Here is a 23,317-nt window from a genome sequence, read left to right as displayed (position 1 = left end):
TCACACTGTCGCCCACACCGCCGCTCACGCTGTCGCTCACGCCGGTCGGTGCGCCCAGTCGCCCGCATGCGTGAAATAACGGGCAAAGGAGCCCCCGCAATGACCTCAACGTCAACCATCGCACCGAGCCAGTCGGCACCAGTCGCCGCGCCGGCAACCGCGCCGGGAACCACACCGGCCAGTGACAAGCTCAGCAAGCTGAGCATCGTCGGCTACGGGGCAGGCGACGCGGCGAACAACCTCGCTTTCACCACTGCGAGCATGTTCCTGCTGATCTACTACACGGATGTCGCCGGTATCTCCGCCGCCGCGGCCGGAACGCTTCTCCTCGTCGTGCGCGTCTTCGACGCCTTCGCCGACATCTTCGCCGGACGCATCGTCGATCGCAGCTTCAGCAAGAGGTTCGGTAAGTTCCGCCCGTTTATCATGTTCGGGTCGATCCCGCTCCTCCTGCTTTCGGCGGCGACTTTCTCGGTGCCGCAGATCGGCGAGAGCGGCATGCTTATCTATGCTTACCTCACCTATGCGGCACTCGGCCTGGCCTACAGCCTGGTCAACATCCCGTACGGCTCGTTGGCCGGCGCGATGACGCAGGACTCGGGGGAGCGCGCCAAGCTCGCCAGCGCCCGGTCGATCGGCGGCATGCTGGTGGGTGCGGGACTGGGAATATTCGTCGCCCCGATGATCGTGCCCGGCGCGGACCTGCAGACCATGTTCACGTTCATGACCCTGGGCTTCGTCGTTGTCGGCACCGCCCTCTACTTCTTCACCGTGTTCACCGCCAAGGAGCGCGTGGTCCGCGACGTCCCCCACGTCTCACTGAAGCAGAGTTTCGCAGTGCTCAAGGGCAACAAGCCGCTGCTCATGCTCTGCATTAGCTCGTTCGTTTTCCTCACTGGCTACCTCGCCCTGGCCACCGTGCAGTTGTTCTACCTGCGCGACGTGCTGCACGCGCTGCCGTTGTACGCCGTCATCTCGATCGTGCAGCTTGTCGCCACCTTTGCCATCGCCGCGTTTATCCCGCGCATCGTGCGCCGGTTCGGCAAGCGCAGCGGGTACATCTTCGGCTCAGTCGTCATGGCGGTCGGCGGCCTGATCGTCTTTTTCGCCCCCTCCGGTCTGCCGGCCGTCGGGTTCGGCGGCCTCATCCTCTGCCAGGTCGGTATCGTCCTGGTCAACATGCTGGTCTGGACGCTCGAAGCCGACACCGTCGAATACGGCGAGTGGAAGACCGGAGTTCGCGCCGAGGGCATCACCTACGCGCTGTTCTCCTTCACCCGGAAAACCGGCCAGGCAGTCGGCGGCGCACTTGCCGCGTTTGCTCTGGCCTGGGGAGGCTACGTGGGCGGTGCTGCGACGCAGACGGCCCACGCCGAGCTGGGAATCCGTGCCGGTGCCGGACTGATCCCGCTCGTGGCATCCGTCGTCGCCGCCGTCGTGATGATCTTCTACCCGCTGACCGACAAGAAGCACAAGCAGATCGTCGCTGAGATCGCCGAGCGCCGTGAGGCTACCGGCACCGCGGTTCCGATCGACCCGGCCCTCTCCACGGCGTCGTTCACCGTCTCACGCGGCCCGGGTGGCACCCCGCCCACCGAGTAACTCCACCAGTCACACCATCACACTTGAGTAAGTAGGGAACAGCAATGAAGATCGACAAGGCAGAAGTCATTGTCACCAGCCCAGACCGCAACTTCGTCACGCTCAAACTGACGACGGATGACGGACTGACCGGCGTCGGAGACGCGACCTTGAACGGTCGCGAGTTGGCGGTGGTCGCCTACCTCGGCGAGCACGTCGTGCCTCTGCTGCTCGGCCGTGACGCCTCCCGGATCGAAGACGCCTGGCAGTTCTTGTACCGCAGCTCGTACTGGCGCCGTGGCCCGGTCACCATGGCGGCGATCGCCGCCGTCGACATGGCGCTCTGGGACATCAAGGGCAAGGCCGCAGGCATGCCCGTCTACGATCTGCTCGGCGGGGCAAGCCGCGACAAGATGATGGCCTACGGGCACGCGTCTGGCAAGGAACTGCCCGAACTGTTTGACAGCATCCGTCACCACCAGCAACTCGGCTACCGTTCGATCCGCGTGCAGACCGGAGTGCCCGGACTCGAATCGATCTACGGCATCGCCTCGAACAAGGGTCTGCCCGGCAACGACGGCGTGCGCTACGACCACGAGCCGGCGCAGCGCGGTGCACTTCCCGCGCAGGAAGACTGGGACACCCGGTCATACCTGCAACACCTTCCGACCGTTTTCGAGGCGGTGCGCAATGAGTTCGGTCCTGACCTTCCGCTTCTGCACGACGGCCACCACCGTATGACGCCGATCCAGGCGGCCAAGCTTGGCAAGTCGCTCGAACCGTACGACCTGTTCTGGCTGGAGGACTGCACGCCGGCCGAAAACCAGGAAGCGTTGCGCCTGGTTCGCCAGCACACCACCACCCCGCTCGCGATCGGCGAGATCTTCAACACGGTGTGGGACTTCCAGTCGCTCATCAAAGAACAGCTCATCGACTATGTGCGTGCGGCATCCACCCACTTCGGCGGCATCAGCCCGCTCAAGAAGGTCATGGACTACGCGGCGCAGTACCAGATCAAGTCGGGCTTCCACGGCCCGACCGACATCTCCCCGGTTGGTTTCGCCGCACAGCTGCACGTGGGCCTGTCGATTCACAACTACGGTATCCAGGAATACATGCAGCACGGCGACAAGACCAACGCGGTCTTCGAGCAGTCGATGACCTTTGAAGACGGCTACCTGCACCCGGGCTCCAAGCCGGGACTCGGCGTCGAATTCGATGTCGACGAGGCGGGCAAGTACCCCTACGAGACCGCCTACCTGCCGTACAACCGGCTCGCCGACGGCACCGTCCACGACTGGTAAGGGTGGGTTGAACACGATGGCTCGCTCCTACCCCGAAGCACCACTGATCGTCGTCATGGGCGTTTCGGGGTGCGGCAAGTCGACACTCGGTGCCTTGATCGCTGACCGGCTGGCGCTCCCTTTCATCGACGCCGATTCGCTGCACCCCACCTCGAACGTCGCAAAGATGGCCGCGGGAACCCCGCTGACCGACGATGACCGCTGGCCCTGGCTTGCCAGGGTGGGCCAGGTGCTCACCGATGGTCGGCGCACCGGAGCCGGTGCGGTCGTCGCCTGCTCTGCGCTCAAGCGCAGCTATCGCGAGGCAATCCTGGCCGAGGCACCCGGCGTGCTCTTCGTGCACTTGAACGGCACGAAGGAGGTGCTCTCCGCGCGACTGCAAGGTCGAAGCGGCCACTTCATGCCCAGCGGATTGCTGGACTCGCAGCTCGCGACACTTGAAGAACTCGCCGCCGACGAGCCAGGCGTCGTCGTCGACATCAGCCCGAGTGTTGCGGTGATCTTGACGGATGCGGTGACTCGCATCCGCGCACGCCTCGCTGACACACAGGTGGTTGCCTCCGCAGACGTGGTGTTGCGCGATTTCACCGCCGCTGAGCAGACGGCGCTCTGTTCGTAATCAACCCCAGCCGGGGTGATTTCACCCCAAGCCAGGGGTGAAATCGGCCGGTTATGGCTCGTTGATCCGGCGCGAACACTAGTGTTCGAGCATGCAGCTGTTTACTCGTGAGTGGGGGACCGGCGACCGCCTCGCGGTGTTGGTGCACGGAGTCATGTCTGATTCGCGCACCTGGCACCGGGTCGCACCCGCTCTGGTCGACGAAGGCTACCGCGTGATAGCGGTCGATCAAGCCGGCCACGGCCAGAGTCCCCGATCCAAGCGCTACACCCCTGAGCAGTTCGCCGATGACCTGATCGACTCAGTTCCCCGGCGTCCGGAGATTCTGCTCGGCCATTCGCTCGGCGGCCTCACGGCGAGTCTGGCCGTCGACCGCATCCTGCCCGACCGGGCGATCTACATCGATCCTGGTTTTTCGGCGCCGGCGCTGGCGTGGTGGCAGCGGATGCTGCTTCCCCTTCCGCTTCGCAGCTTGGCACGGCAGACATCCGCTCAGATCGCAGCGCGCAATCCGCGCTGGGGTGCCGACGATGTGCGGATCGAGGCGGCGACCCTCGCCGCGTTCGATCCGCGCGTGCTGATGGATCTCACGCGGCATCGCTCGGCTGGATTCCGGGCGCCGACGAGCGTTCAGGTTCCGTCGCTGGCCGTGTTGGCAGACCCGTCGCGATTGGTGCCGCCACTGGTGCGGATGCACCTCGAAGACGAAGGTTTCGAGGTGCGGGTGGTGGCCGGTGCCGGGCACTCGATCGATCGCGACGACTTCGACGGCTACATGAAGGCGCTCGACGGCTGGATCTGAGCCGGCGCTCCGCGCGCCATCAATCAGCTTTGGCCGGCGGCGCGGGTTGGGCGCCGCTGCGCGCGTGGGGGCCGCCACGCGCAGCGGCACCCAACCCGCGCGACGATGGCTCGACGGCCGGGTTGAGGCATGCAGCGCTCGCGCGCTCGCGATTAGACTTGACCGGTGATCCTCCAGGGCTTAATCGCAGCGCTTTCTCGCGCCTCCACGTTCGAAAAGGCCCTCGGCTTCGCTGCCAGAGACGCCGACTTTTCGCTCACCGAAGGGTTGCGGGCCCCCTTACTTGCCGCGCTCATCGGGCGCCGCCGCGAGCTGGGCAAAGCCGAAGCAGTGCTCATCATCACGGCCACCGGGCGCGAATCCGAGTCGCTGCGTGAAAACCTCGGCTGCTTCACCGTCGGTGACGGTGCGGACTCCGCTGAAATCATCGACTTTCCCGCCTGGGAGACCCTGCCGCACGAACGCCTGAGCCCGAGCGCCGAGATCGTCGGCAAGCGCCTGCATGCGCTGCGGCGGATGCGCCAGTGGCAGGAGATGCCGCCGGCCACGCGCCATCCGCTCGTGGTCGTCGCCTCGGTGCGCGCTGCCCTGCAGCCGGTCGCCGACAATCTCACTGACTTCGAACCGATCGAACTCACCGCGGCAGGGCGCGGCTATGACCTCTCGGCGATCAGCACGCACCTCGTCGAGGTGGCGTATTCCCGTGTCGACATGGTCACCCGCCGCGGTGAGTTCGCGGTGCGCGGCGGCATCCTCGACGTGTTCCCGCCGGTGGCGGCGCATCCGTACCGGATCGAATTCTTCGGCGATGAGGTCGAGCAGATTCGCGCCTTCTCGGTGGCCGACCAGCGCTCTCTGCCCGAACCCATCGACTCGGTCAGTCTGCCGCCGAGCCGCGAACTGCTGCTCAGTCCGGCCGTGCGTCAGCGGGCCCGTGAGATGCAGCACGAGTTTCCGAGCCTGGCCGGGATGCTCGCCAAGATCTCAGAGGGAATCCCCGTCGACGGCATGGAGAGCCTCGCTCCCGCGCTTGTCGACCGTCTCGTTCCGATCACCCACTACCTGCCGGAGGGTGCCGCGATCGCCGTGATCTCGCCGGAGCGAGTCGCCTCCCGCGCGATCAGCCTGGCCGACACGAACCGCGAGTTTCTCTCGGCGGCCTGGAACGCCGCGACCGCCGGCGCCGAGGCCCCGATCGACCTCGAATCCGGTGACTTCCTCACCCTCGGCCGGCTCAAGGACTCGGTCAAGTTCTCGGCACCGGGCCAGCCCGCATCCGACCACCCGTGGTGGACGCTGAGCTCCTTCCAAGCCGCCCCCACCGACGAGGCTGTGCTGCCCGAGCACCGCGAGATCGACGACCTGCTCACCGTGCGCATCGAAGCGGATGCCGTGCCCAGCTTTCAGGGCAGCGTCGAGGGCGCGGTCGGTCACCTCGCCACTCGCCTGAAAGACGGCTGGACCGTCGGCATCGTCGCGCAGGGCGCCGGTCTCGTCGAACGGGCCGCCGACGTGTTGGCGGAGTTCGAGCTGCCGGCCCGCATCGTCACTGAGTTTCCGGTCGACCCTGAATCCGGCATCGCCTACCTGCTGAAGGCATCCATCGACCATGGTTTCGAGATTCCGGAGACCAAGCTCACCCTGGTGAGCGAGTCGGAATTCTACGGTCGCACCGTCGGCTACGACGCCCGCCAGATCAAGAAGCTGGCGAGCCGCCGCAAGAACGTCGTCGACCCGTTGCAGCTGAAGGCCGGCGACCACGTCGTGCACCAGACCCACGGCATCGGCCGATTCATCGAGCTGACCCAGCGCGAGGTGTCGAGCGGCGGGCGCAACCCGGTGAAGACCAAACGCGAGTACCTCGTGCTCGAGTACTCGCCGTCGAAGCGCGGGCAACCGGGCGACAAACTCTTCGTGCCCACCGATCAGCTCGACCTGGTCAGCCGCTACGTCGGCGGCGAAGCGCCGGCCCTGAGCAAGATGGGCGGCAGCGACTGGTCGGCCGCCAAGACCAAGGCGCGCAAGGCCGTACGCGACATCGCGGTCGAACTCGTCAAGCTCTACTCGGCGCGGATGGCCAGCAAGGGCCACGCGTTCGGGCCGGACACCCCGTGGCAGCGCGAGCTCGAAGAGGCATTCCCTTTCGCGGAGACGCCCGACCAGCTGACCACCATTGAAGAGGTCAAGGCCGACATGGAGCGGCCGATCCCGATGGACCGCCTGATCTCCGGCGACGTCGGCTTCGGCAAGACCGAGGTGGCCGTGCGCGCCGCGTTCAAGGCGATCCAGGACGGCAAGCAGGTCGCCATGCTGGTGCCGACGACCCTGCTGGTGAACCAGCACCTTGAGACTTTTCAGGAACGGTTCGCCGGTTTCCCGATCCACCTGCGCGCCCTGAGCCGGTTCCAGACCGAGAAGGAATCCCGCGAGACGATCGCGGGTTTGCTCGACGGCACCGTCGACATCGTGATCGGCACCCACCGCCTGCTCTCCGACTCGATCATTTTCAAGGACCTCGGTCTGGTCATCATCGACGAGGAGCAGCGTTTCGGTGTCGAGCACAAAGACCAGCTGAAGAAGCTGAAGACCAACGTCGACATCCTGGCGATGAGTGCGACGCCGATCCCGCGCACGCTCGAGATGGCGGTCACCGGCATCCGTGAAATGTCGACCCTGGCGACCCCGCCGGAAGACCGGCACCCGATTCTCACCTTCGTCGGCCCGTATTCCGAACGGCAGGTGGCGGCGGCGATTCGCCGTGAGCTGCTGCGCGAGGGTCAGATCTTCTTCGTGCACAACCGGGTGTCGAGCATCAACCGGGTGGCCGCGCAGCTGGCCGAACTCGTGCCGGAGGCGCGGATCGCCGTCGCACACGGTCAGCTGCCGGAGGCGCAACTGGAGCAGATCGTGCTCGATTTCTGGGAGCGCAAGTTCGATGTGCTCGTGTCGACCACGATCATCGAGACCGGCCTCGACATCGCCAACGCGAACACCATCATCATCGACCGGGCCGACAAATTCGGCCTCAGCCAGCTGCACCAGCTGCGCGGCCGGGTCGGCCGTGGCCGGGAACGCGCCTACGCCTACTTCCTCTATGACGAGAACAAGCCATTGTCGGAGACCGCACACGACCGGCTCGCGACGATCGCGGCCAACAACGAACTCGGCGCCGGCATGCAGGTGGCGTTGAAGGACCTCGAGATTCGAGGAGCCGGCAACCTGCTCGGTGGCGAGCAGGCCGGGCACATCGCCGGGGTCGGCTTCGACCTCTACCTGCGGATGATCGGCGAGGCCGTCAGCACCTTCCGCGGCGATGTGGCCGAGGGACAGACCGAGCTGCGGCTCGAGCTGCCCGTCGACGCGCACATTCCAGAGGACTATGTCGACAGCGAGCGTTTGCGCCTCGAGGCCTACCAGAAGCTGTCGAGCGCGAGCTCGATTGCCTCGGCCGACGGGCAGATCGACCTGGTGCTCGAGGAGCTCACCGACCGCTACGGTGAGCCTCCGGAGCCGGTGCAGAATCTCATCGCGGTGTCGCGACTGCGCCGCCAGGCCCAGCAGGCGAGCCTCAGCGAGGTCGTCGCGATGGGGTCGAACCTGCGGGTGGCCCCGGCCGACCTCGCCGACTCGATTCAGGTGCGCCTGCAGCGGATGTATCCCGGCTCGCGTTACTTCACCCAGAACGGCTCGCTCACGGTGCCGATGCCGCGGGTCAACGACGAGCCGCTGGCCGACGCCGATCTGATCAACTGGGCCGGCACCCTGCTGACCGCGATCTTCCCGCCGCCGCCGGCGGCGCCCGTGACGCCCGCCGCGTAGGGCGGGGCGGATGCCGCTGGCCGCGGACATCCTTGACCCCGACCATCTGTTCTGTCTATAGTGGTACAGACGGAACAGATTGGAGGGGCAATCATGCAGATTGAAATCGATCCGCAGTCACAAGTCCCGATTTATCAGCAGATCAGAGACCGCACGGTCGAGGCGATCGCCGCCGGCGTGCTCGTGCCGGGGGAGCAGCTCGCCTCGGTGCGCCAGCTCGCCCTCGAATTCGGCATCAATGTGCAGACGGTGAGCAAGGCTTACGACGCGTTGCGTCAGGAGGGCCTGATTCGCACCAACCACAAGTCAGGTTCGGTGATCGCTCGCGGCCCCGGCGACGTCGCGGCCGCACCGAGCTTCGCCGACGATTGGTCGGCGCGACTCTCGACGCTGCTTGCCGAAGCGATTGTGCAGGGCGTCACCGACGCCGAGATTCTGGCGCGCACCGAGCAGATCGTGCAGTCCTTCGCCGCGCGGCGCAGCGCGGCACCCCATTCACCTCACACGGAGAGTCTTGAAATCGCATGAGTTGGTTCGCACTTGTTCTTCCGCTCGTCACCACGATCTTTATAGCCGTGATGTTGTATCTGATGCCCTCGATCACACGGCCGACGTTACCGCTCGGTGTGAGCATCCCGCAGGAGCGTGTCGGTGAACCGGTCATCGGCGCGGCCGTGCGGCGCTACCGCGTTGGCATTGCCATCGCCCTGGCCGTGAGTGTCGCCCTGACCTTCATCTTCGCGGCGGTGTCGCCCGTCTCGGCAGTCATCGTGCCGATCTTCGTGCTTCTGATCTTCTCGTTCAGCTCCTATTGGTTGGCGCGCACGAGCATTCAGCGCGCCAAGGCGGCCGGGCACTGGTATCAGGATGTTCCGGTGCGGCTGAGCGGAACGCTCACCGCCACGTCGACACACGCTTCCACCCCGATCGGTTGGTATGTCGCAAGCACCCTGTTGCTCACCGCGGTCGCCGCGGTGGGAGTGTCGGTCTACGACTCGCTGCCCGAGACCCTGGCCACCCACTGGAATGCTGCGGGCGTGGCCGACGGCTTCGCAACGAAGTCCGTTTGGTCGGTTTTCGGTCCACTTCTGATCGGGCTCGGCATGACCGCGTTTCTTTTCGTCGTCGCCCGTCTGACCGGCCGGATTCCGATGCGCCGAGTCGCCGACTACGGCGCAGAGCAGCAGCTCGCCATGCAGCAGCTGATGCAGCAGCTCGTCGGCCAGATCACTCTGGTGATCGCAGCACTGTTCGCAGCGCTCAGCCTGTTGGCCTGGTACGCACCGCACAATGTCGGGGCGAATCTCGCGGTGGGCATCGTCGGTCCGGTGCTGCTTTTTGCGGTGATCGTGGTCTTCCTGGTTCGTCAGCGCCGGATTGTGCGACAGGGTGCGGCCGTCGTCGCTGCAGCGGGAGTGTCAGGTGCCGGCACGTCGGCCGGTTCGCTGCCGAGCACGGCGCATCGTGCCGACACCCCCGACGATGATCGCTTCTGGAAGGGCGGCATGATCTACCTCAACCGCGATGATCCGGCGCTCTGGGTGCCGAAGCGGTTCGGGGTCGGCTGGACGGTGAACCTCGGTCACCCGGGCGGAATCGCGATCATGACGATTCCGGTACTGATCATCATCGGTGTTGTGATCTTCGCCACCATCAGCCCGAACTAGCCCGAACTAGCCCGGTACCGCACTGCCCAGCGCCCATTCGACGGAGATTTGTTCGCAAACCGCCCCAACCGGGCTGAAATCGCGTGAATCTGCCAAAATCTCCGTCGAATGGGAAAGCGCACCAGACGATTGTGCGGGCGGGAACGGGTGGGGTACGACTACTCGGCAGCCACAGCCTCGTGGTGGTGCGCGGTGCGGCGATAGTGCTTGGCCCGCACGCTCACGAAGATGGCCGCGGCAACGATGGAGATTCCCGAACCGAGCAGCACGGCGAGAGTTCCCTCATCGGCAACCTCCGGCTGCCTGGCGAACGCCAGCTCGCTCATCAGCAGCGACACCGTGAAGCCGATCCCGCCGAGACAGGCGACCATCATGATGTCGGGCAGATTCAGCGCCGGCCGGTCCCGCCGCCTGGCGATCAGACTGCCGAGCCCGCCGGCCGCGGTGATGCCGAGCAGCTTGCCCACCGGCAACGCGACCAGGATGCCCCAAAAGGCCGGGCTGAGTTGACCGACCGACACCTGCGGAATGGCAACCATCGCGGCGGTGAACGCGAACAAGGGCAGCACGATTCCATTGGAGTACGGCTCGAGGATGTGGTGTGCACGACCGGCCGGAACACGGGCCATCACGAGCCCCAGGATGACGCCGGCGATCGTGGCGTGAACCCCGGAACGCAGCGTGAAGTACCAGGTGAGCACTCCGAGAATGACCAGCACGATGACGAGCGGCCAGGCCGCACGACGCGAGAGCACCCATGCCGACCGGGGCTTCAGCATCCGGCTCACCAGCCCGAAAACGGTGGCCGTGATGGCGGCGTAGCCGATGTACTGCAGCTGGGCGTCCTGGGTGAAGAAGAAGGCGATGATCAGAATCGCGACGAGGTCGTCGAGCACGGCGAGGGCGAGTAGAAACACGCGCACGCGGGTCGGGATGCCGCGGCCGAAGACGGCAAGCACGCCCAGCGCGAAGGCGATGTCGGTGGCGGTCGGCACGGGCCAACCCGAGCTGAGCCCGCTGCCGGCCGTGATCAGAAGGTAGACGCCGGCCGGGATGAGCACTCCGCCGAAAGCGGCCATCGCAGGAAGGGCGGCCTTGCTGAAGCTGTTCAGATCGCCGATGACGAGTTCACGCTTCAGCTCGACGGCGACGAGAAAGAAGAAGATGGCCAGCAAACCGTCGCTGATCCAGTGCTTGGTCGACAGGTCGAGGCCGAGAAGCGGCATGTCGATGTGGGTGCCGAGGGCGGTGATCAATGCGGGCCCGATGGGCGTGTTCGCCAGGATCAGGCCGAGTGCCGCAGCGGCGAGAAGTAGTCCGGCGGCGTAGCGCTCGGAGCGGATGATTTTCATGGGAGTCCTGCCTGCCCCGTCGGGGGTGGTCGAAGAGCGTAAGAACGAATTGCTTCGTCCGCCGACCAGACTTCCCGGCTCACCGCGTTCAGCTTAGCAAAACCCCGTTTGGAGCCGCTCGCATGCCTACGATGGAAGCAACCCAGAGGAGCACTTCGTGACCAACCCCCTTTTCTTGGCACCGCCTGCCAGTGCCGCTTCCGCTGCATCCGTGCCCGCGCGTGAGCCAGTCGCAGCCCCGGTCGCAACCCCGGTTGCAACCCCGGTCGAAACCCCTGACTCCGCAACCGCCACCTCTGCGACGCCCGGCTCATCAGCAGCACCGGCATCGACCCCGAGCGCCCTCGACACCTTGATCGACACGGTGGCACAGCTGCGGGCCCCCGGCGGATGCCCCTGGGACGCCGACCAGACGCACGCCTCCCTCGTGCAATACCTGACCGAGGAGACCCACGAGCTCATCGAGGCGATCGAGTCAGGCAGCCGCGAGGAGATGCTGGAGGAACTCGGCGACGTGCTCTATCAAGTGCTCTTCCATGCCGACATCGCGGCGCACACGAGCGGCGAAGACTTTGACATTCAGGATGTCGCGGCGGCGATGACGCAGAAGATGGTCGGCCGGCATCCCCACGTTTTCGGCGACCTGACGCTGGACACCGCCGACGATGTCGTCGCGGCTTGGGACGACTTCAAGGCGCAGGAGAAGCCCCACCGCACCAGTGTGCTCGACGGAATTCCGCAGGGGATGCCGGCGCTCGCGCTGGCCGACAAGGTGTTGGGCCGGGCGGAGAAGATCGGTTTGATCGACGCTGAGGCCGAGCCGTCGATGGCACTGGGGAGCGAAGACGAGCTGGGCCCGCTGCTGTTGGCGATCGTCGCGGCGGCGAAGGCGCAGGGGCTGGATGCCGAACGTGCGTTGCGCGCTGCGGTGCGCGATCTGCAAGACGAGATTCGGGGCGCCGAAGCAGAGATGCACGGCTCCGATGCGCTCGGTGTCGAGGGGGCCGCCGGCAGCGACCCCTTCGACGCCGGAGTGATCGGCACCCCGACGAACGGTGATTAAGTCTGTCGAGATCTCCTGAGCAGATCGCGAGAGCGGGTCACCGAGTCTCGACCGTCTCGACCGTCTCGACCGTCTCGACCACCGGGATGCACGAGCGCCCAGCTGCACGGCTATCGGGCAGCGCCGGTCCTGGCCGGCCCTGACGCTCTAACCCGAAAGCGCACAAGGGAATCGCCGACGTAGGTGAGTGGCGTCTCCTCTATCGCGACGACAGCCACGGCGCGCGGGTCGGCCCCGGCCCGGACGGCGTGCCGGCAAGCGCGCGCGCTGGCATCCTCGATGGCCCGCGCCCGCGAGATGACCAGCAAGTTCACGATTGTTTCAACCTCGCCGCCGACACTGGCCGTCGCGGCCCCGATTGCACTGGCGACATCGCCATGCAGCGGACGGATGATATGGCTCGCGTTCAACAGGCGTTCGGGAACCAACGCTTGGGCACCGCCGACCGCAATCAACGGCAGCACACCGCGTTCGTTGCGAACCCGGCCCGCATGCAGGGTGAGGATGCTTCGCACCGCCTGTCGTGTGGCATCTCGCAGGGCCGCCGGGGCAGCGTCGTCCCCACGAGCGGCGACGGCTTCGGCGAGCGTCGCTGTGGGCCGAACAGTCACCGGGATGGCCGGGAGCCCCTGGCTGCCAGAAGAGACGTCGCCGAGGTCGCCAGGTGGATCGTCGCCGAGCCGCACCCCGTTCGGTGCATCCGGGTCGGCGCGCACCGGGGTCCTGCCGCCAATCCGCACGGTGGCGATATCGGGCATGCGAAAATTCATCTGGATGCCGGCCAGCTGCGCCCCGAGCGCCGAGCCCTGGGGCTCGCCTCCGACGAGCATTCCGATGTTGGTGGTCGTTCCGCCGACGTCGAGCACCAGCGCATCGTTCACCCCGGAAAGCCGCGCAGCGCCGTGCAGGGCATTCGCCGGGCCGCTGTTGATCGTGAGCACCGGAAAATGCTGTGCCAGCGCGAGCGACATCAGCGATCCGTCATTGCGGGTCACGTAGACGGACGCGCGACCCAGATTGTTGGCATGCAGGACAGCGGTGAGCTCGTCGGCAAAGCGGCGCATGGTTCCCACGAGCGCCGCATTCAGCACCGTGGCATTCTCCCGCGCCAGCAGCCCGCGGGAGCCGATCTCATGGCTCATCGAGACGCTGACGTCGGGTCCGAGCTCCCGGCGAACGATATTTTTCACGGCAATTTCCGGGCCGGGATCAGCCGCTGAGAGCACCGCAGTCACCGCCACCCCTGCCGGGGTGCGCAGCGCGCGCAGAAAGGCGACGAGCGCCGACTCATCGAGCGGGGCGGCTGGCCTGCCGTCGATCTCCGACCCTCCGTCGACGATGCATTCGCCGATCGAGACCGCCGCGCGCAACGTCGTCGGCCAACCGAAAAGTGGCCGCACGGCGCGGCTCGAGGGGTCACCCACGCGTATGACGGCCACCGGCTCAAGACCGCGGCCAGCGAGCAGCGACATCATCGGGCGATTCGTGCCGATCATGATTCGGGTGACCTGCGCCGCACGGATGCCGCTCTGCTGCAGGATGCGCACGATCGCGTCGCCGGCGCCATCGGTGGCGTCGGCGACCGCTGGGATCTTCAGCTTCGCTACGAGCGTGTCATCGGGGTCGAGAAGCACCGCATCAACGTGGGTCTTGCCGATGTCGAGACCGAGCCGATACTCGGTTTCGGTTTCGGCGGTCGAGTTGCTCGGGTGGGTCAGCTCGCTCGGTTCGAGCACCGCGTTCACTGTGGCCGCCGGGATCGGCCTAGTCAGCTTAGACATCTCGGTCTCGTCCCGAGGCCGGAAGCGTGTTTCGCGGATGCTCGAGGTCATATCCGAAGGCCCGCGGGCCGACAAGCTGCAGCCCGGCCGGCGTCATCCAGACGTCGGCCGAGGGCATCGCCACGACAACGACGCGCTGACCGAGGCGTAGGTCCTCGGTGGGGATCGCCCGGTAGTCGAACGAGTCGAGCACCGTGATGATGTCGGGTACGACGGCGAGCGGTCGGCCATTCTCGAGAGCGAGCAGAATCTCATCCTGCAACTCGAGTCGAAGCCATCTCCCCTCGTCATGACCAGCCCCCTCGACGCTGATCGAACCACGGGCTCTGGGGCGCCGGTCCGCCCAGTCGATCTCGACGATGCGTCCTTCAATCAGCGTCGTCGCGTCGGCGGCGCCCAGGAGAGACGCGAGCGGGTCGGAGGAGAGTCTGGCCTGACCGATGCGGAGGGCGCGCCCGAGCGAACCCCTGATCACCGCGCCGCGGGCCTCGGCGGCGGACATGAGAAATTCGGCTGTGACCGTCAAACCGCCGGAGGCCGTGGCCGCCATGCGGTAAACGCGTTCCAGCCAGTCCACGTCGTTCGGATGAAAGACGCTGATATTGCCGCGCTCATCGGTCATCACGCTCGGGCCAGGATCGATGCCGGCCAGACGCATCGTCACCTGCCGCATATGCGGAAACGCGCGGCCCATGCCATCCGCATCGACGATCGGCACACCGGCGCACGCCGCCCAGCCGAACGGACTCACACCGTTGGCACCGCCAACCTCGCTCGGCATGAACGCTGCGACGCGCCGACCGGTGAGGTGCTCGATGCGGTCACGCAACCAGGCTCCCTCTCGACCATCGCCGAGTTTCTCTTCGGCCACCGCCGGCGCGCCGAGGAGCCCGCACGGCATGATCAATGCGTCATCGTCGAGACTGTCGAGATCAATCAGCGTGACCGGTCCGAAGTCTTCGAAAGCCTGCTGGGCCGCGAGAAGACTTTCACGGATGCTGCCGCCCCCTCCGCCGCCCAACACCGCGCAGCCGTCGGCAAGCTGTTCGAGCGATTGTGCGCTCATCATCTGTGCGGCGCTCATTCGGGAACCATCGTCAGGAGGTAGGCGCGGCAGGCCAGCTGGAGGGCCAGCCGCTGGTCAGGGTCGCCGATGTCGACCTCGAGCAGGTCGCGGGCCTGACGCACCCGGTAGGCCACGGAGTTGCGATGCAGGTTGAGGCGCTCGGCGGTGCGAGCCAGCGAACCGTGCTCGTCGAGATACGTCTGGAGCGTGAAGATCGCCTGGGTGGCCTTTGCACCACCCAGGGCGATGAGCGGTTGCAGCAACTCGCGCACCGCGACGCGGGCGGCGCCGGCGTTGGCGAGTTCCACGATGATGGGCCGCATTCCGGCGGCGTCGTACTGGGCGATACGCGGACCGCGCGAGCGATTGAGTGCCACCCGGCACTCCGCGACGGATGCCCGAAGGCCGGTCACCGCATTGTGTGCGGTGCCGATGCCGCAACGCAGGGCCATGGCAGGGAAATGGATGGCGAGCGCGCCGAGGATCGCATTCGCCTGGCTCAATCCGGAATCGGTGGGCCGCGGATCTCGCCCCCAGGTTTCGATCAGAATGAGGGCGCCCTCTGACCGGGCGAGCAGCCAGCGGTGCTCCTGTCGGGTCGCTTGCACGGCGATCTGACCGAGACCGATCAGAAACTCGGGGCTCCACGGTTCAGTGACGGGTGGAGGCAACAGCATGAAGGCGCGGTGCCAGCCATCGATCGGCACGTCGAGTTCTCGTGCCTGGTTGATCAACCGCACGGCGTGGTCGTCGGTCGCAACGAGGAGCTCGCTGAGAACCGCATCCCGACCGGGCGCCGTACCGCGCTGACGTCGACCCTGTTCGTGCAGGGTGCGTTCAATAACCAGGGCCAACACGGTGGTGACCAGCTCAGCCACGACCGCGGCATTGCCCGGTTCTGAGGGTGCCGTCACCACGCCGACGATCAGGCCATCGACGTGGACCGGGCGGCCATGCCCGACCTGGTCGGGGGAGCGGAATTCGACCGGGCGGTTGAGTGTCCGGCTCGCAATCTCCAGGAGTTCGGGGATTTCTGGCAGCTCGGCATCCGTTTGCCCGAGATCCACCTGCAGCGCATTGATGAAGCCTTCGATGCTGAGGAGGGCGTGCTCTGCGTCGCCGGCGAGGGCCGAGGTGAGGCGTCCGAGCAGCTCGGGAGTTGAGAGCGATTCGGGGGAGGTGTACACGGCGAGGCCGAGCCGGTGTGCCAGACGCCGGGTCGACTGCCCCAACCTCAGGGCCGGAAGCGCTCCGGTGAGCACGAGTGCGGTGACGCCGTATGAGGAGAGCGCGAGCAAAGTCACATCGAGCAGGTCGTCGGTGGCGAAGGATCGTGAGCAGCCGTGTCCCGCGACGAGCAGTCGGCGCTGGTCTGAGGGCTCGAGTGAATCCAGCTCTTCGACGAAGCCGATCTGCTCGATCTCGATGTCGGAGGGGTCGCCCGCCAGCAGGTGCAGGCGTTGCAGCTCGGTATCGGAGAGCAGCTCGGGCAGCGTGATCATGACCTGATTGTACTGGTTGCACAATTCGGTACCAATCCTTGAGCTCTTGGCACAAAGCATCGGGTTTCTGCCGGAATATGCTCACAAGCGTGGTCGGACCCCCACCCCCACTTCACTTCTCCCATCCCTCCGATACCCTCAAGGACCACGATGAATACCGACGATTACGAACATGGCGTAGTTCCTCTTGACCAACGAAAGCCATGGCTCTCGATCGCCGCGGTCTGGATCGCGATCGGCATTGATCTCTCGGGTGCATTCCTCGGTATTGCCCTAGCCGGAGGCATGGACTTCTGGGCGTCGATCGGTGCGACGATGCTCGGCTCGCTGTTGCTCGGCCTGCTCGCCATGGCCTGCGCCTACGTCGGCGTCTCGACCGGTTTCTCGTCTGCAATGATCTCCCGCGCCGTGTTCGGCAAGATCGGCGGGTCCGTGCTGGCCCTGGTGATCGCCGTGTGTCTGCTCGGATGGTTCGCCGTGCAGGCCGGATTCCTCGGCACCAACGCGCAGATGGCCTGGACCGAGCTGACCGGATTCGATGCACCGAGCTGGATCTTCACCCTGATTGGTGGTGCCCTGATGGTGTTGACCGCGCTGTGGGGCTACCGTTCGATCTCGAAGCTCTCGACGCTCGCCGTACCGCTGTTGCTCGCGCTGCTCTTGCTCGGCGTTATCCTCGCCTTCGTCGCGCGCGGCACCGCCGGACTCGATGCGCCGGTCGAAGTGGTCTTCACATTCGGCAGCGCGGTGTCGCTCGTGATGGGCATCTTCATCATGGGAGTCGTGTTGGCGCCTGACATGGCGCGCTGGGCGAAGACGCCGAAGCACGCGATGGCTGCCGGTTTCGTCGGTTTTTTCTTCGGCAACTCGATCATCATCGTCGTCGCGATCGTGCTGGCGCGCGTCATGGAGGCGAGCGAATTGGTCACGATCTACTTCATGCTTGGCATCGGCGTCATCGCGATCATCGTGCTGATCCTCGCGCAGTGGACTACCAACACCACCAACATTTACTCGGCAGCCCTCAGTTTCTCGTCGCTGAATGGCCGCTTGAACCGCCGCACGCTCACGATCATCGGCGGTGTCGTCGGCACCGTCATCGCCGTTCTCGGGGCGTCTGACTACTTCGTTCCCTTCATCTCCGCGATCGGTATCATCATTGCCCCGTTCGGCGGGGTGTACCTGGCTGCGTTCTTCACCGAACGCCGAACCGGCCGGTTCGACGCGGGAGCCCCGATCAAGACCGTGCACGGTTGGGCAATCGGTGCCTGGATCCTCGGTATCCTCACGGCTCTGGCCGCCGCCAACCCGGCCGACGGTCTGGGTCTCGGACTCTTCACGCTGACGACGATCCCGTCGCTCGACGGCATCGTCGTCGGATTCCTGGCCTACCTCGTGATCGCGCTCATCCGTCGCCGCAACCGCGGTGTGTACGTGCCGCCGGTGCTGAAACCGGCCGATGCCGAACCCGCCGCCGAGGTGGTCGCATGACCGCGCACAGTCGCCTGATCGACGAGAACGACGTCGAAGAGATCGCCCTGGGCGCTGCCGTGCTCGGAACGGGCGGCGGGGGAGACCCGCACGTCGGTGCGCTCATCGCGCAGCGCCTCATCCGTCTCAACGCGCCGGTGCGCATGATCAGCCTCGACGAGCTCTCCGACGACGACTTCGTCGTGCCCGTCGGCGGCATCGGTGCACCATCGGTGAACATCGAGCGGATCCTCGCCGAGTCAGAACTGAGCCATGTGATCGAGGCGATCGAGCGTGCGGTCGGACGTAAAGTCACCGCCGTCATGCCGATCGAGGTCGGGGGCGGCAACTCGATGATTCCGATCGCGACGGCCGCGCTCACTGGGCTTCCCATCGTCGATGCGGATGCGATGGGCCGGGCATTTCCCGAAGCCCAGATGGTGACCTATCACCTGGCCGGCTACGGCCCCGGCACGACCGTGCTCGTTGACCACCACGGAAACGAGATCGTCACCCGACCCATCAACGGTGAGTGGTCTGAGCGTCTCGCCCGAGCCGCGGTCATCGAGATGGGCGGATCCGCCACCATGATCGACTACGCCTACGAAGGCTCGGTCGTCAAAGAATGCGCGATTCCCGGCACACTCACCGCAGCCAAGCGCATCGGGCAGATTCTGCTCGGGCGTGGTTCAACGACTGGCGCGGGATTGCGTGACGACGAGCGGATCGACGCTCTCTGCGCTGAACTCGACGCCGTGCGGCTCTTCGACGGCAAGGTCACCGACCTGCAACGCCAGTTCGAGGGCGGCTTCACCAAGGGCGCCGCCGAGCTCGACGGCGTTGGCGCCTACCGCGGCTCCGCGTTTCGTCTCGACTTTCAGAACGAGATGCTGCTCGCCCGCCGTGACGGCGAACTCGCCGCAGTGACCCCCGACCTCATCGCGGTGCTCGACCTGGCCACCGGTCGCCCGATCACCACCGAGTCGCTGCGCTACGGCGCTCGAGTGACCGTGATCGGGATGCCGTGCCACGCAAAATGGCGCACCCCGATCGGCATCGAAACCGCGGGTCCTGCGCACTTCGGATACGACGTGGAGTGGGCGCCCGTCGAGGCGCTTGCCCTCAAGCAGACGCAGAAGCAGGAGGCCGCGTAATGGGCTACCGAATCGGAATCGATGTCGGTGGAACCAACACCGACGCCGTGATCCTCGACGAGCAGTTGGCCGTTGTCGCGTCGGTCAAGTCGCCGACCACCGCTGATACCGCCGACGGCGTCGCTGCGGCGATCGACGCGGTGCTCGACGCGGCCGGCATCGCTCCGGCAGACGTGCGCTACGCGATGCTCGGCACCACGCACTGCACCAACGCGATCGTGCAACGCAAGGGCCTTGGCAGAGTCGGCATCCTGCGACTCGGTGCGCCGGCGACCACCGCGGCGCCGCCGCTCGAGGGCTGGCCAGCCGACCTGCGTGCGGCCATCGGTGAGCACGCCTACCTCGTGGCCGGGGGCTTCGAAGTCGACGGGCGACTTCTGGCACCCCTCGATGAAAACGAGATTCGTGAGGCGTGCCAACGGATGCGTGGCGAGGTCGATGCTGTGGCCGTTGTCGGCGTGTTTGCTCCGATCGATGAGAGCCAGGAAGAACGCGTCGCAGTGATCGTCGCGGAGGAGCTCGGCGTTCCTGTTTCCCGCTCGGCGCGCGTCGGTTCGCTCGGTCTGCTCGAACGCGAGAACGCGACAGTGTTGAACGCTGCGCTGATCGAGACGCTCAGGTCGATGGCCCACGGTTTCGTCAGCGCCCTGCGCACACGGGGCATCACGGCGACGCCGTATTTCGGGCAGAATGACGGCACGCTTATGCAGCTGGAGTATGCCCTCGAGTTTCCGGTGTTCACCATCGGGTGCGGCCCGACGAACTCGATTCGGGGCGCCGCACACCTGTCGGGCGCAACCGACGCCCTCGTTGTCGATATCGGGGGCACGACCACCGATATCGGTGTGCTCGTCGACGGTTTTCCCCGCCAGTCGGCGAACGCGGTCGAGATCGGCGGCATCCGCACGAACTTCCGCATGCCCGATGTGCTGTCAGTGGGCCTCGGCGGCGGTACCGTCGTGCGTCAACGTGCTGTGGGTTCTCGCGTCGAACTCGGACCAGACAGCGTCGGCTACCGTCTGCCGGTTGAGGCGATCGCGTTCGGTGGGCAGACGCTGACGGCGACGGATGTCGCGCTCGCTGTCGGCGGCGTAGCTATCGACGGCATCGCAGAGCCGAATATCGACGGCGCAACCGGGGCCGCTGCGTGGGCGGCGATCCGCACGCTGCTCGAGGACTCCATTGACCGGATGAAGCCCAACTCAGCTCCGGTGCTCGCCATCCTGGTGGGTGGCGGCAGCATCATCGCCCCCGACGAGCTCGAAGGCGTCGGCGTGCTCGTGCGACCTGACCACTTCGGGGCTGCCAACGCGGTGGGCGCCGCGCTCGGAGAGATCGCGGGCCAGATCTCGAAGATCTATCGCACCGACGGCGACCGTCGCGCCTTCCGAGCGGATGCGGCGGGTGAGGCTGTCGAGCGGGCCCGCTTGGCCGGGGCAGACCCTTCGACCATCGAGGTCGTCGAGGTTGAGGAGTTGCCGATGGCCTACATGGACGGTCAGGTGCTCATCCGGGCTCGAGCGGTGGGTAAGCTCGCCACCTGAGCGCGAAATCTCGCTGTCGAGGAGGCCGCGGGCGGCCTCCTCGACCTTCGCATGCAATGATTGCGCATGACTTCGCGTGACCAGCCCGCCGCCGACAAACCCGCCACCGCCGACGTCGGAACCACCCAATCCTCCCGACGCTCGTTTCTGAAGGGCGCCGGCATTGCCGCTGCCGGCTTCGCAGTCGGCGGTGCCACCGGGGGAGTCGCCGGCGCAATGATCGGCGCCGCAAGTGTGAGGGACGATCCCGAGATTGCCGCGCCACTCGACCCGCGGCACGAACCCGGCTTCGACCACGTCGTCGTGTTGATGTTCGAGAACCGCTCGTTCGACAACCTGCTGGGCTGGCTGTACACCCCCGACACCGTTCCGGCCGGGCAGAAGTTCGACGGCCTGGCGATGGGCAACTATCAGAACACCGCCCCCGACGGCACTGTCATCGACGCGCATGTGTACACCGGCAGCACCGATTCGATCATGAGCCAGCCGAACCCCGACCCGGGTGAGGAATACCCGCACGTCAACACTCAGCTGTTCGACGTGGTCGACCCCGCGTCGAATGCCGACCTCGCCGCAGGTTCGTGGAAGGCGCCGTACAACGCGCCCGCTGCCGGTCAGACTCCGAAGAACTCCGGGTTCGTGCGCGACTACGACATCAACTTTCGCCGGCTGAACAAGGGCAAGGCTCCAACCAAGGAGCAGCTTGCGGTGGCCATGGGCGGGTTCTCACCGCAGATGCTCCCGGTCACCTCGACGTTGGCGCGCAACTTCACCGTCTTCGACTCCTGGTTCTGCGCCGTTCCCTCGCAGACGTTTTGCAACAGGTCGTTCTTTCACGCGAGCACCTCCCACGGGTACGTCACCAACCGCGGCGACGGCGGCTACCAGAAATGGCTCGACGCCGCTCCGGCACCCACGATCTTCAACCGCCTCGAAGATGCGGGACTCAGCTGGCGGGTGTACTACGACGAAGCCCAGCTCATCTCCTTCACGGGCATGATTCACGCGCCGGTGCTCGAGAAGTACTGGAAAACCAACTTCCGCACGATGGAGCAGTACTACGCCGATGTGAAGAGCGGCAACCTGCCCGCCTACGCGTTCATCGAGCCACGGATGACCTTCAACCACAACGACATGCATCCGCCGATCGGCCGGCTGGAGGAATCGGATGTCGACGGCATCGACATCTTCAACGGCGCCTTGTCAGATGTGCGTGCCGGCGAAGCCCTGCTGCACGACGTCTACTCGTCAATTCGCGCGAGTGCCTCGGCGAAGGGATCCAACGCGAACAACACGCTGTTTCTCGTCACCTTCGACGAGCACGGCGGCACCTTCGATCATGTGCGCCCGCCGCGCGCGGTTCCGCCGACCGACACGGCGGAGCCGGGGGAGATGGGCTTCACCTTCGATCGGCTGGGGTTGCGGGTTCCGGCGATCGCCATCTCGGCCTACACCAAGGCTGGCACGGTGATCAACGATGAGATGCACCACGCCTCGGTCACCCGCACGCTCAGCCGCCTGCACGGGCTGGCCCCACTGACCGACCGGGACGCCGGAGCCAATGACCTGTTCAGCCTCGTGAACCTCACCAAGCCGCGCCCGGCATCCGACTGGCCAGACACGCATCCGCAGTACACGCCGCCGAATCCCGAGGCAGTGCCGAAACCGAACGAGAAAGCCCGCGATCGGCCGCTCAGCTCGCCGGCCACCGGTCTGCTGGGCCTGCTGGTCGCGCGCTATGGCGCGCCCGGCACGAAGGTTCCAAAAACCTACGGTGAGGCGTTCGACGCCCTGGCCGAGCATGGCCAGGGACTGTTCGGCACGCTCGACTGAGGTGTTGGCCAGAGCAGCTGACCCCTCGGCCAGAGCAATTGGCCCGTCACCCGAACAGGTTTGGATAGCCTGTCCACTCTCGCGCAGACCCGGTGGGGACTGTAGCGTCGGAGCATGAGTGAGACATCCTTCAATGCGCTTCTGTCCAGCCAGATCGGCAATGAGTTCGCTGCGTCGCAGCAATACATCGCGATCGCCGTCTGGTTCGACAACCACGACCTGCCCCAGCTTGCCGCGCACTTCTATCGCCAGTCGATCGAAGAGCGCAACCACGCGATGATGCTCGTGCAGTACCGCATCGACCGCGACCTCGGGATCGAGATTCCGGGCATCCCCGCCGTGGTGAACGACTTCGCGAACATCGTCGAGCCGATCGCCCTGGCGCTCGCCCAGGAGAAGCAGGTCACCACGCAGATCGAGGCTCTGTTCCGTGCTGCTCGTGCGGATGGCGACGCTCTCGGCGAGCAGGCCATGCTCTGGTTCCTCAAGGAGCAGGTCGAGGAGGTCGCTTCGATGTCGACCCTGCTGACCATCGCCGAGCGTGCCAAGGACAACCTCTTCGACATCGAGAACTTCGTCGCCCGCGAAACCGTCGGCGACTCGGGTGCCGATTCCGACGCGCCGTCGGCTGCGGGTGGGGCGCTCTAACCCGTCGCAGTCCAGCTTCTCGCGCACGTCGTATCTGAGTGCGTTGCTCTCCCATTCGACGGAGATTCTTGCGAAAATCGCCTGAAATAGCGAGATTTAGCCGTTCTGGCCA

At 65.9% G+C, this 23,317-nt stretch carries 17 protein-coding genes; 13 read left to right on the top strand and 4 right to left on the bottom strand.

The window, feature by feature from the left end; translation table 11 throughout:
• The first annotated feature begins 99 nt into the window (after window positions 1-99).
• From uidB to ABD791_RS07915, 7 genes are all read left to right on the top strand, one after another.
• On the top strand, window positions 100-1,602 hold the full coding sequence (uidB, locus tag ABD791_RS07945; RefSeq protein WP_345064338.1) for a glucuronide transporter: 1,503 nt from the start codon (window positions 100-102) through the stop codon (window positions 1,600-1,602).
• Between the two features lie 44 nt (window positions 1,603-1,646).
• Window positions 1,647-2,885, top strand: a complete 1,239-nt coding sequence (gene manD, locus ABD791_RS07940; RefSeq protein ID WP_345064335.1) for a D-mannonate dehydratase ManD — start codon at window positions 1,647-1,649, stop codon at window positions 2,883-2,885.
• Window positions 2,886-2,901: 16 nt separating this feature from the next.
• Window positions 2,902-3,504, top strand: a complete 603-nt coding sequence (locus tag ABD791_RS07935; RefSeq protein ID WP_345064332.1) for a gluconokinase — start codon at window positions 2,902-2,904, stop codon at window positions 3,502-3,504.
• 91 nt (window positions 3,505-3,595) lie between these two features.
• Window positions 3,596-4,306 (top strand): alpha/beta fold hydrolase, encoded by a 711-nt coding sequence (locus tag ABD791_RS07930; protein WP_345064329.1) that lies wholly within the window; start codon window positions 3,596-3,598, stop codon window positions 4,304-4,306.
• A 165-nt stretch (window positions 4,307-4,471) separates the two neighbouring features.
• Entirely contained in the window at window positions 4,472-8,125 is a 3,654-nt protein-coding gene (mfd, locus tag ABD791_RS07925; RefSeq protein WP_345064327.1) for a transcription-repair coupling factor, read from the top strand.
• Window positions 8,126-8,218: 93 nt separating this feature from the next.
• A complete protein-coding gene (locus ABD791_RS07920) occupies window positions 8,219-8,653 on the top strand; it encodes a GntR family transcriptional regulator (protein ID WP_345064324.1) in 435 nt (144 codons plus the stop codon).
• The gene (locus ABD791_RS07915) at window positions 8,650-9,792 is read left to right on the top strand and encodes a DUF1648 domain-containing protein (protein WP_345064321.1); all 1,143 of its coding nucleotides are present in this window, start codon (window positions 8,650-8,652) and stop codon (window positions 9,790-9,792) included. Before ABD791_RS07920 ends, ABD791_RS07915 begins: the two co-directional genes overlap by 4 nt.
• 158 nt (window positions 9,793-9,950) lie before the next feature.
• On the opposite strand, the gene ABD791_RS07910 is transcribed toward ABD791_RS07915, so the two are convergent.
• The gene (locus ABD791_RS07910; protein ID WP_345064319.1) at window positions 9,951-11,144 is read right to left on the bottom strand and encodes a Na+/H+ antiporter NhaA; all 1,194 of its coding nucleotides are present in this window, start codon (window positions 11,142-11,144) and stop codon (window positions 9,951-9,953) included.
• A 157-nt stretch (window positions 11,145-11,301) separates the two neighbouring features.
• On the opposite strand from ABD791_RS07910, the gene ABD791_RS07905 reads away from it, so the two are divergent.
• Entirely contained in the window at window positions 11,302-12,207 is a 906-nt protein-coding gene (locus ABD791_RS07905; protein ID WP_345064316.1) for a nucleoside triphosphate pyrophosphohydrolase, read from the top strand.
• A gap of 110 nt (window positions 12,208-12,317) precedes the next feature.
• Here the strand turns inward: ABD791_RS07905 and ABD791_RS07900 are convergent, their stop codons facing one another.
• The 3 genes from ABD791_RS07900 to ABD791_RS07890 are packed head-to-tail and all read right to left on the bottom strand — an operon-like array spanning window position 12,318 to window position 16,556.
• Window positions 12,318-13,988, bottom strand: a complete 1,671-nt coding sequence (locus ABD791_RS07900) for a hydantoinase/oxoprolinase family protein (protein WP_345064313.1) — start codon at window positions 13,986-13,988, stop codon at window positions 12,318-12,320.
• Window positions 13,981-15,072: an S-methyl thiohydantoin desulfurase family protein gene (locus ABD791_RS07895; protein ID WP_345064311.1), complete on the bottom strand. Its 1,092-nt coding sequence runs from the start codon at window positions 15,070-15,072 to the stop codon at window positions 13,981-13,983. The genes ABD791_RS07900 and ABD791_RS07895 overlap by 8 nt, the downstream gene beginning before the upstream one ends.
• The gene (locus ABD791_RS07890) at window positions 15,069-16,556 is read right to left on the bottom strand and encodes a PucR family transcriptional regulator (protein ID WP_345064308.1); all 1,488 of its coding nucleotides are present in this window, start codon (window positions 16,554-16,556) and stop codon (window positions 15,069-15,071) included. Before ABD791_RS07890 ends, ABD791_RS07895 begins: the two co-directional genes overlap by 4 nt.
• A 150-nt stretch (window positions 16,557-16,706) precedes the next feature.
• Here ABD791_RS07890 and ABD791_RS07885 point away from each other — a divergent pair, with 150 nt between their 5' ends.
• The 5 genes from ABD791_RS07885 to ABD791_RS07865 all read left to right on the top strand — a co-directional run bounded on the left by ABD791_RS07885 (window position 16,707) and on the right by ABD791_RS07865 (window position 23,205).
• Complete coding sequence (locus ABD791_RS07885) at window positions 16,707-18,047, top strand: cytosine permease (protein ID WP_345064305.1); 1,341 nt, start codon at window positions 16,707-16,709, stop codon at window positions 18,045-18,047.
• The gene (locus ABD791_RS07880) at window positions 18,044-19,180 is read left to right on the top strand and encodes an S-methyl thiohydantoin desulfurase family protein (protein ID WP_345064302.1); all 1,137 of its coding nucleotides are present in this window, start codon (window positions 18,044-18,046) and stop codon (window positions 19,178-19,180) included. Before ABD791_RS07885 ends, ABD791_RS07880 begins: the two co-directional genes overlap by 4 nt.
• Complete coding sequence (locus ABD791_RS07875; RefSeq protein ID WP_345064300.1) at window positions 19,180-20,724, top strand: hydantoinase/oxoprolinase N-terminal domain-containing protein; 1,545 nt, start codon at window positions 19,180-19,182, stop codon at window positions 20,722-20,724. The genes ABD791_RS07880 and ABD791_RS07875 overlap by 1 nt, the downstream gene beginning before the upstream one ends.
• 66 nt (window positions 20,725-20,790) lie before the next feature.
• Entirely contained in the window at window positions 20,791-22,557 is a 1,767-nt protein-coding gene (locus tag ABD791_RS07870) for an alkaline phosphatase family protein (protein ID WP_345064298.1), read from the top strand.
• Between the two features lie 114 nt (window positions 22,558-22,671).
• Window positions 22,672-23,205 carry a ferritin gene (locus tag ABD791_RS07865; RefSeq protein WP_345064295.1) on the top strand — a complete coding sequence of 178 codons (534 nt, stop codon included), beginning with the start codon at window positions 22,672-22,674 and terminating at the stop codon, window positions 23,203-23,205.
• Window positions 23,206-23,317 lie beyond the last annotated feature (112 nt).

The sequence above is a fragment of the Glaciibacter kafniensis genome, assembly GCF_039538945.1.
GTDB classification, from domain to species: Bacteria; Actinomycetota; Actinomycetes; order Actinomycetales; family Microbacteriaceae; genus Cryobacterium; species Cryobacterium kafniensis.
This window is presented reverse-complemented; position numbering and strand designations above follow the sequence as displayed.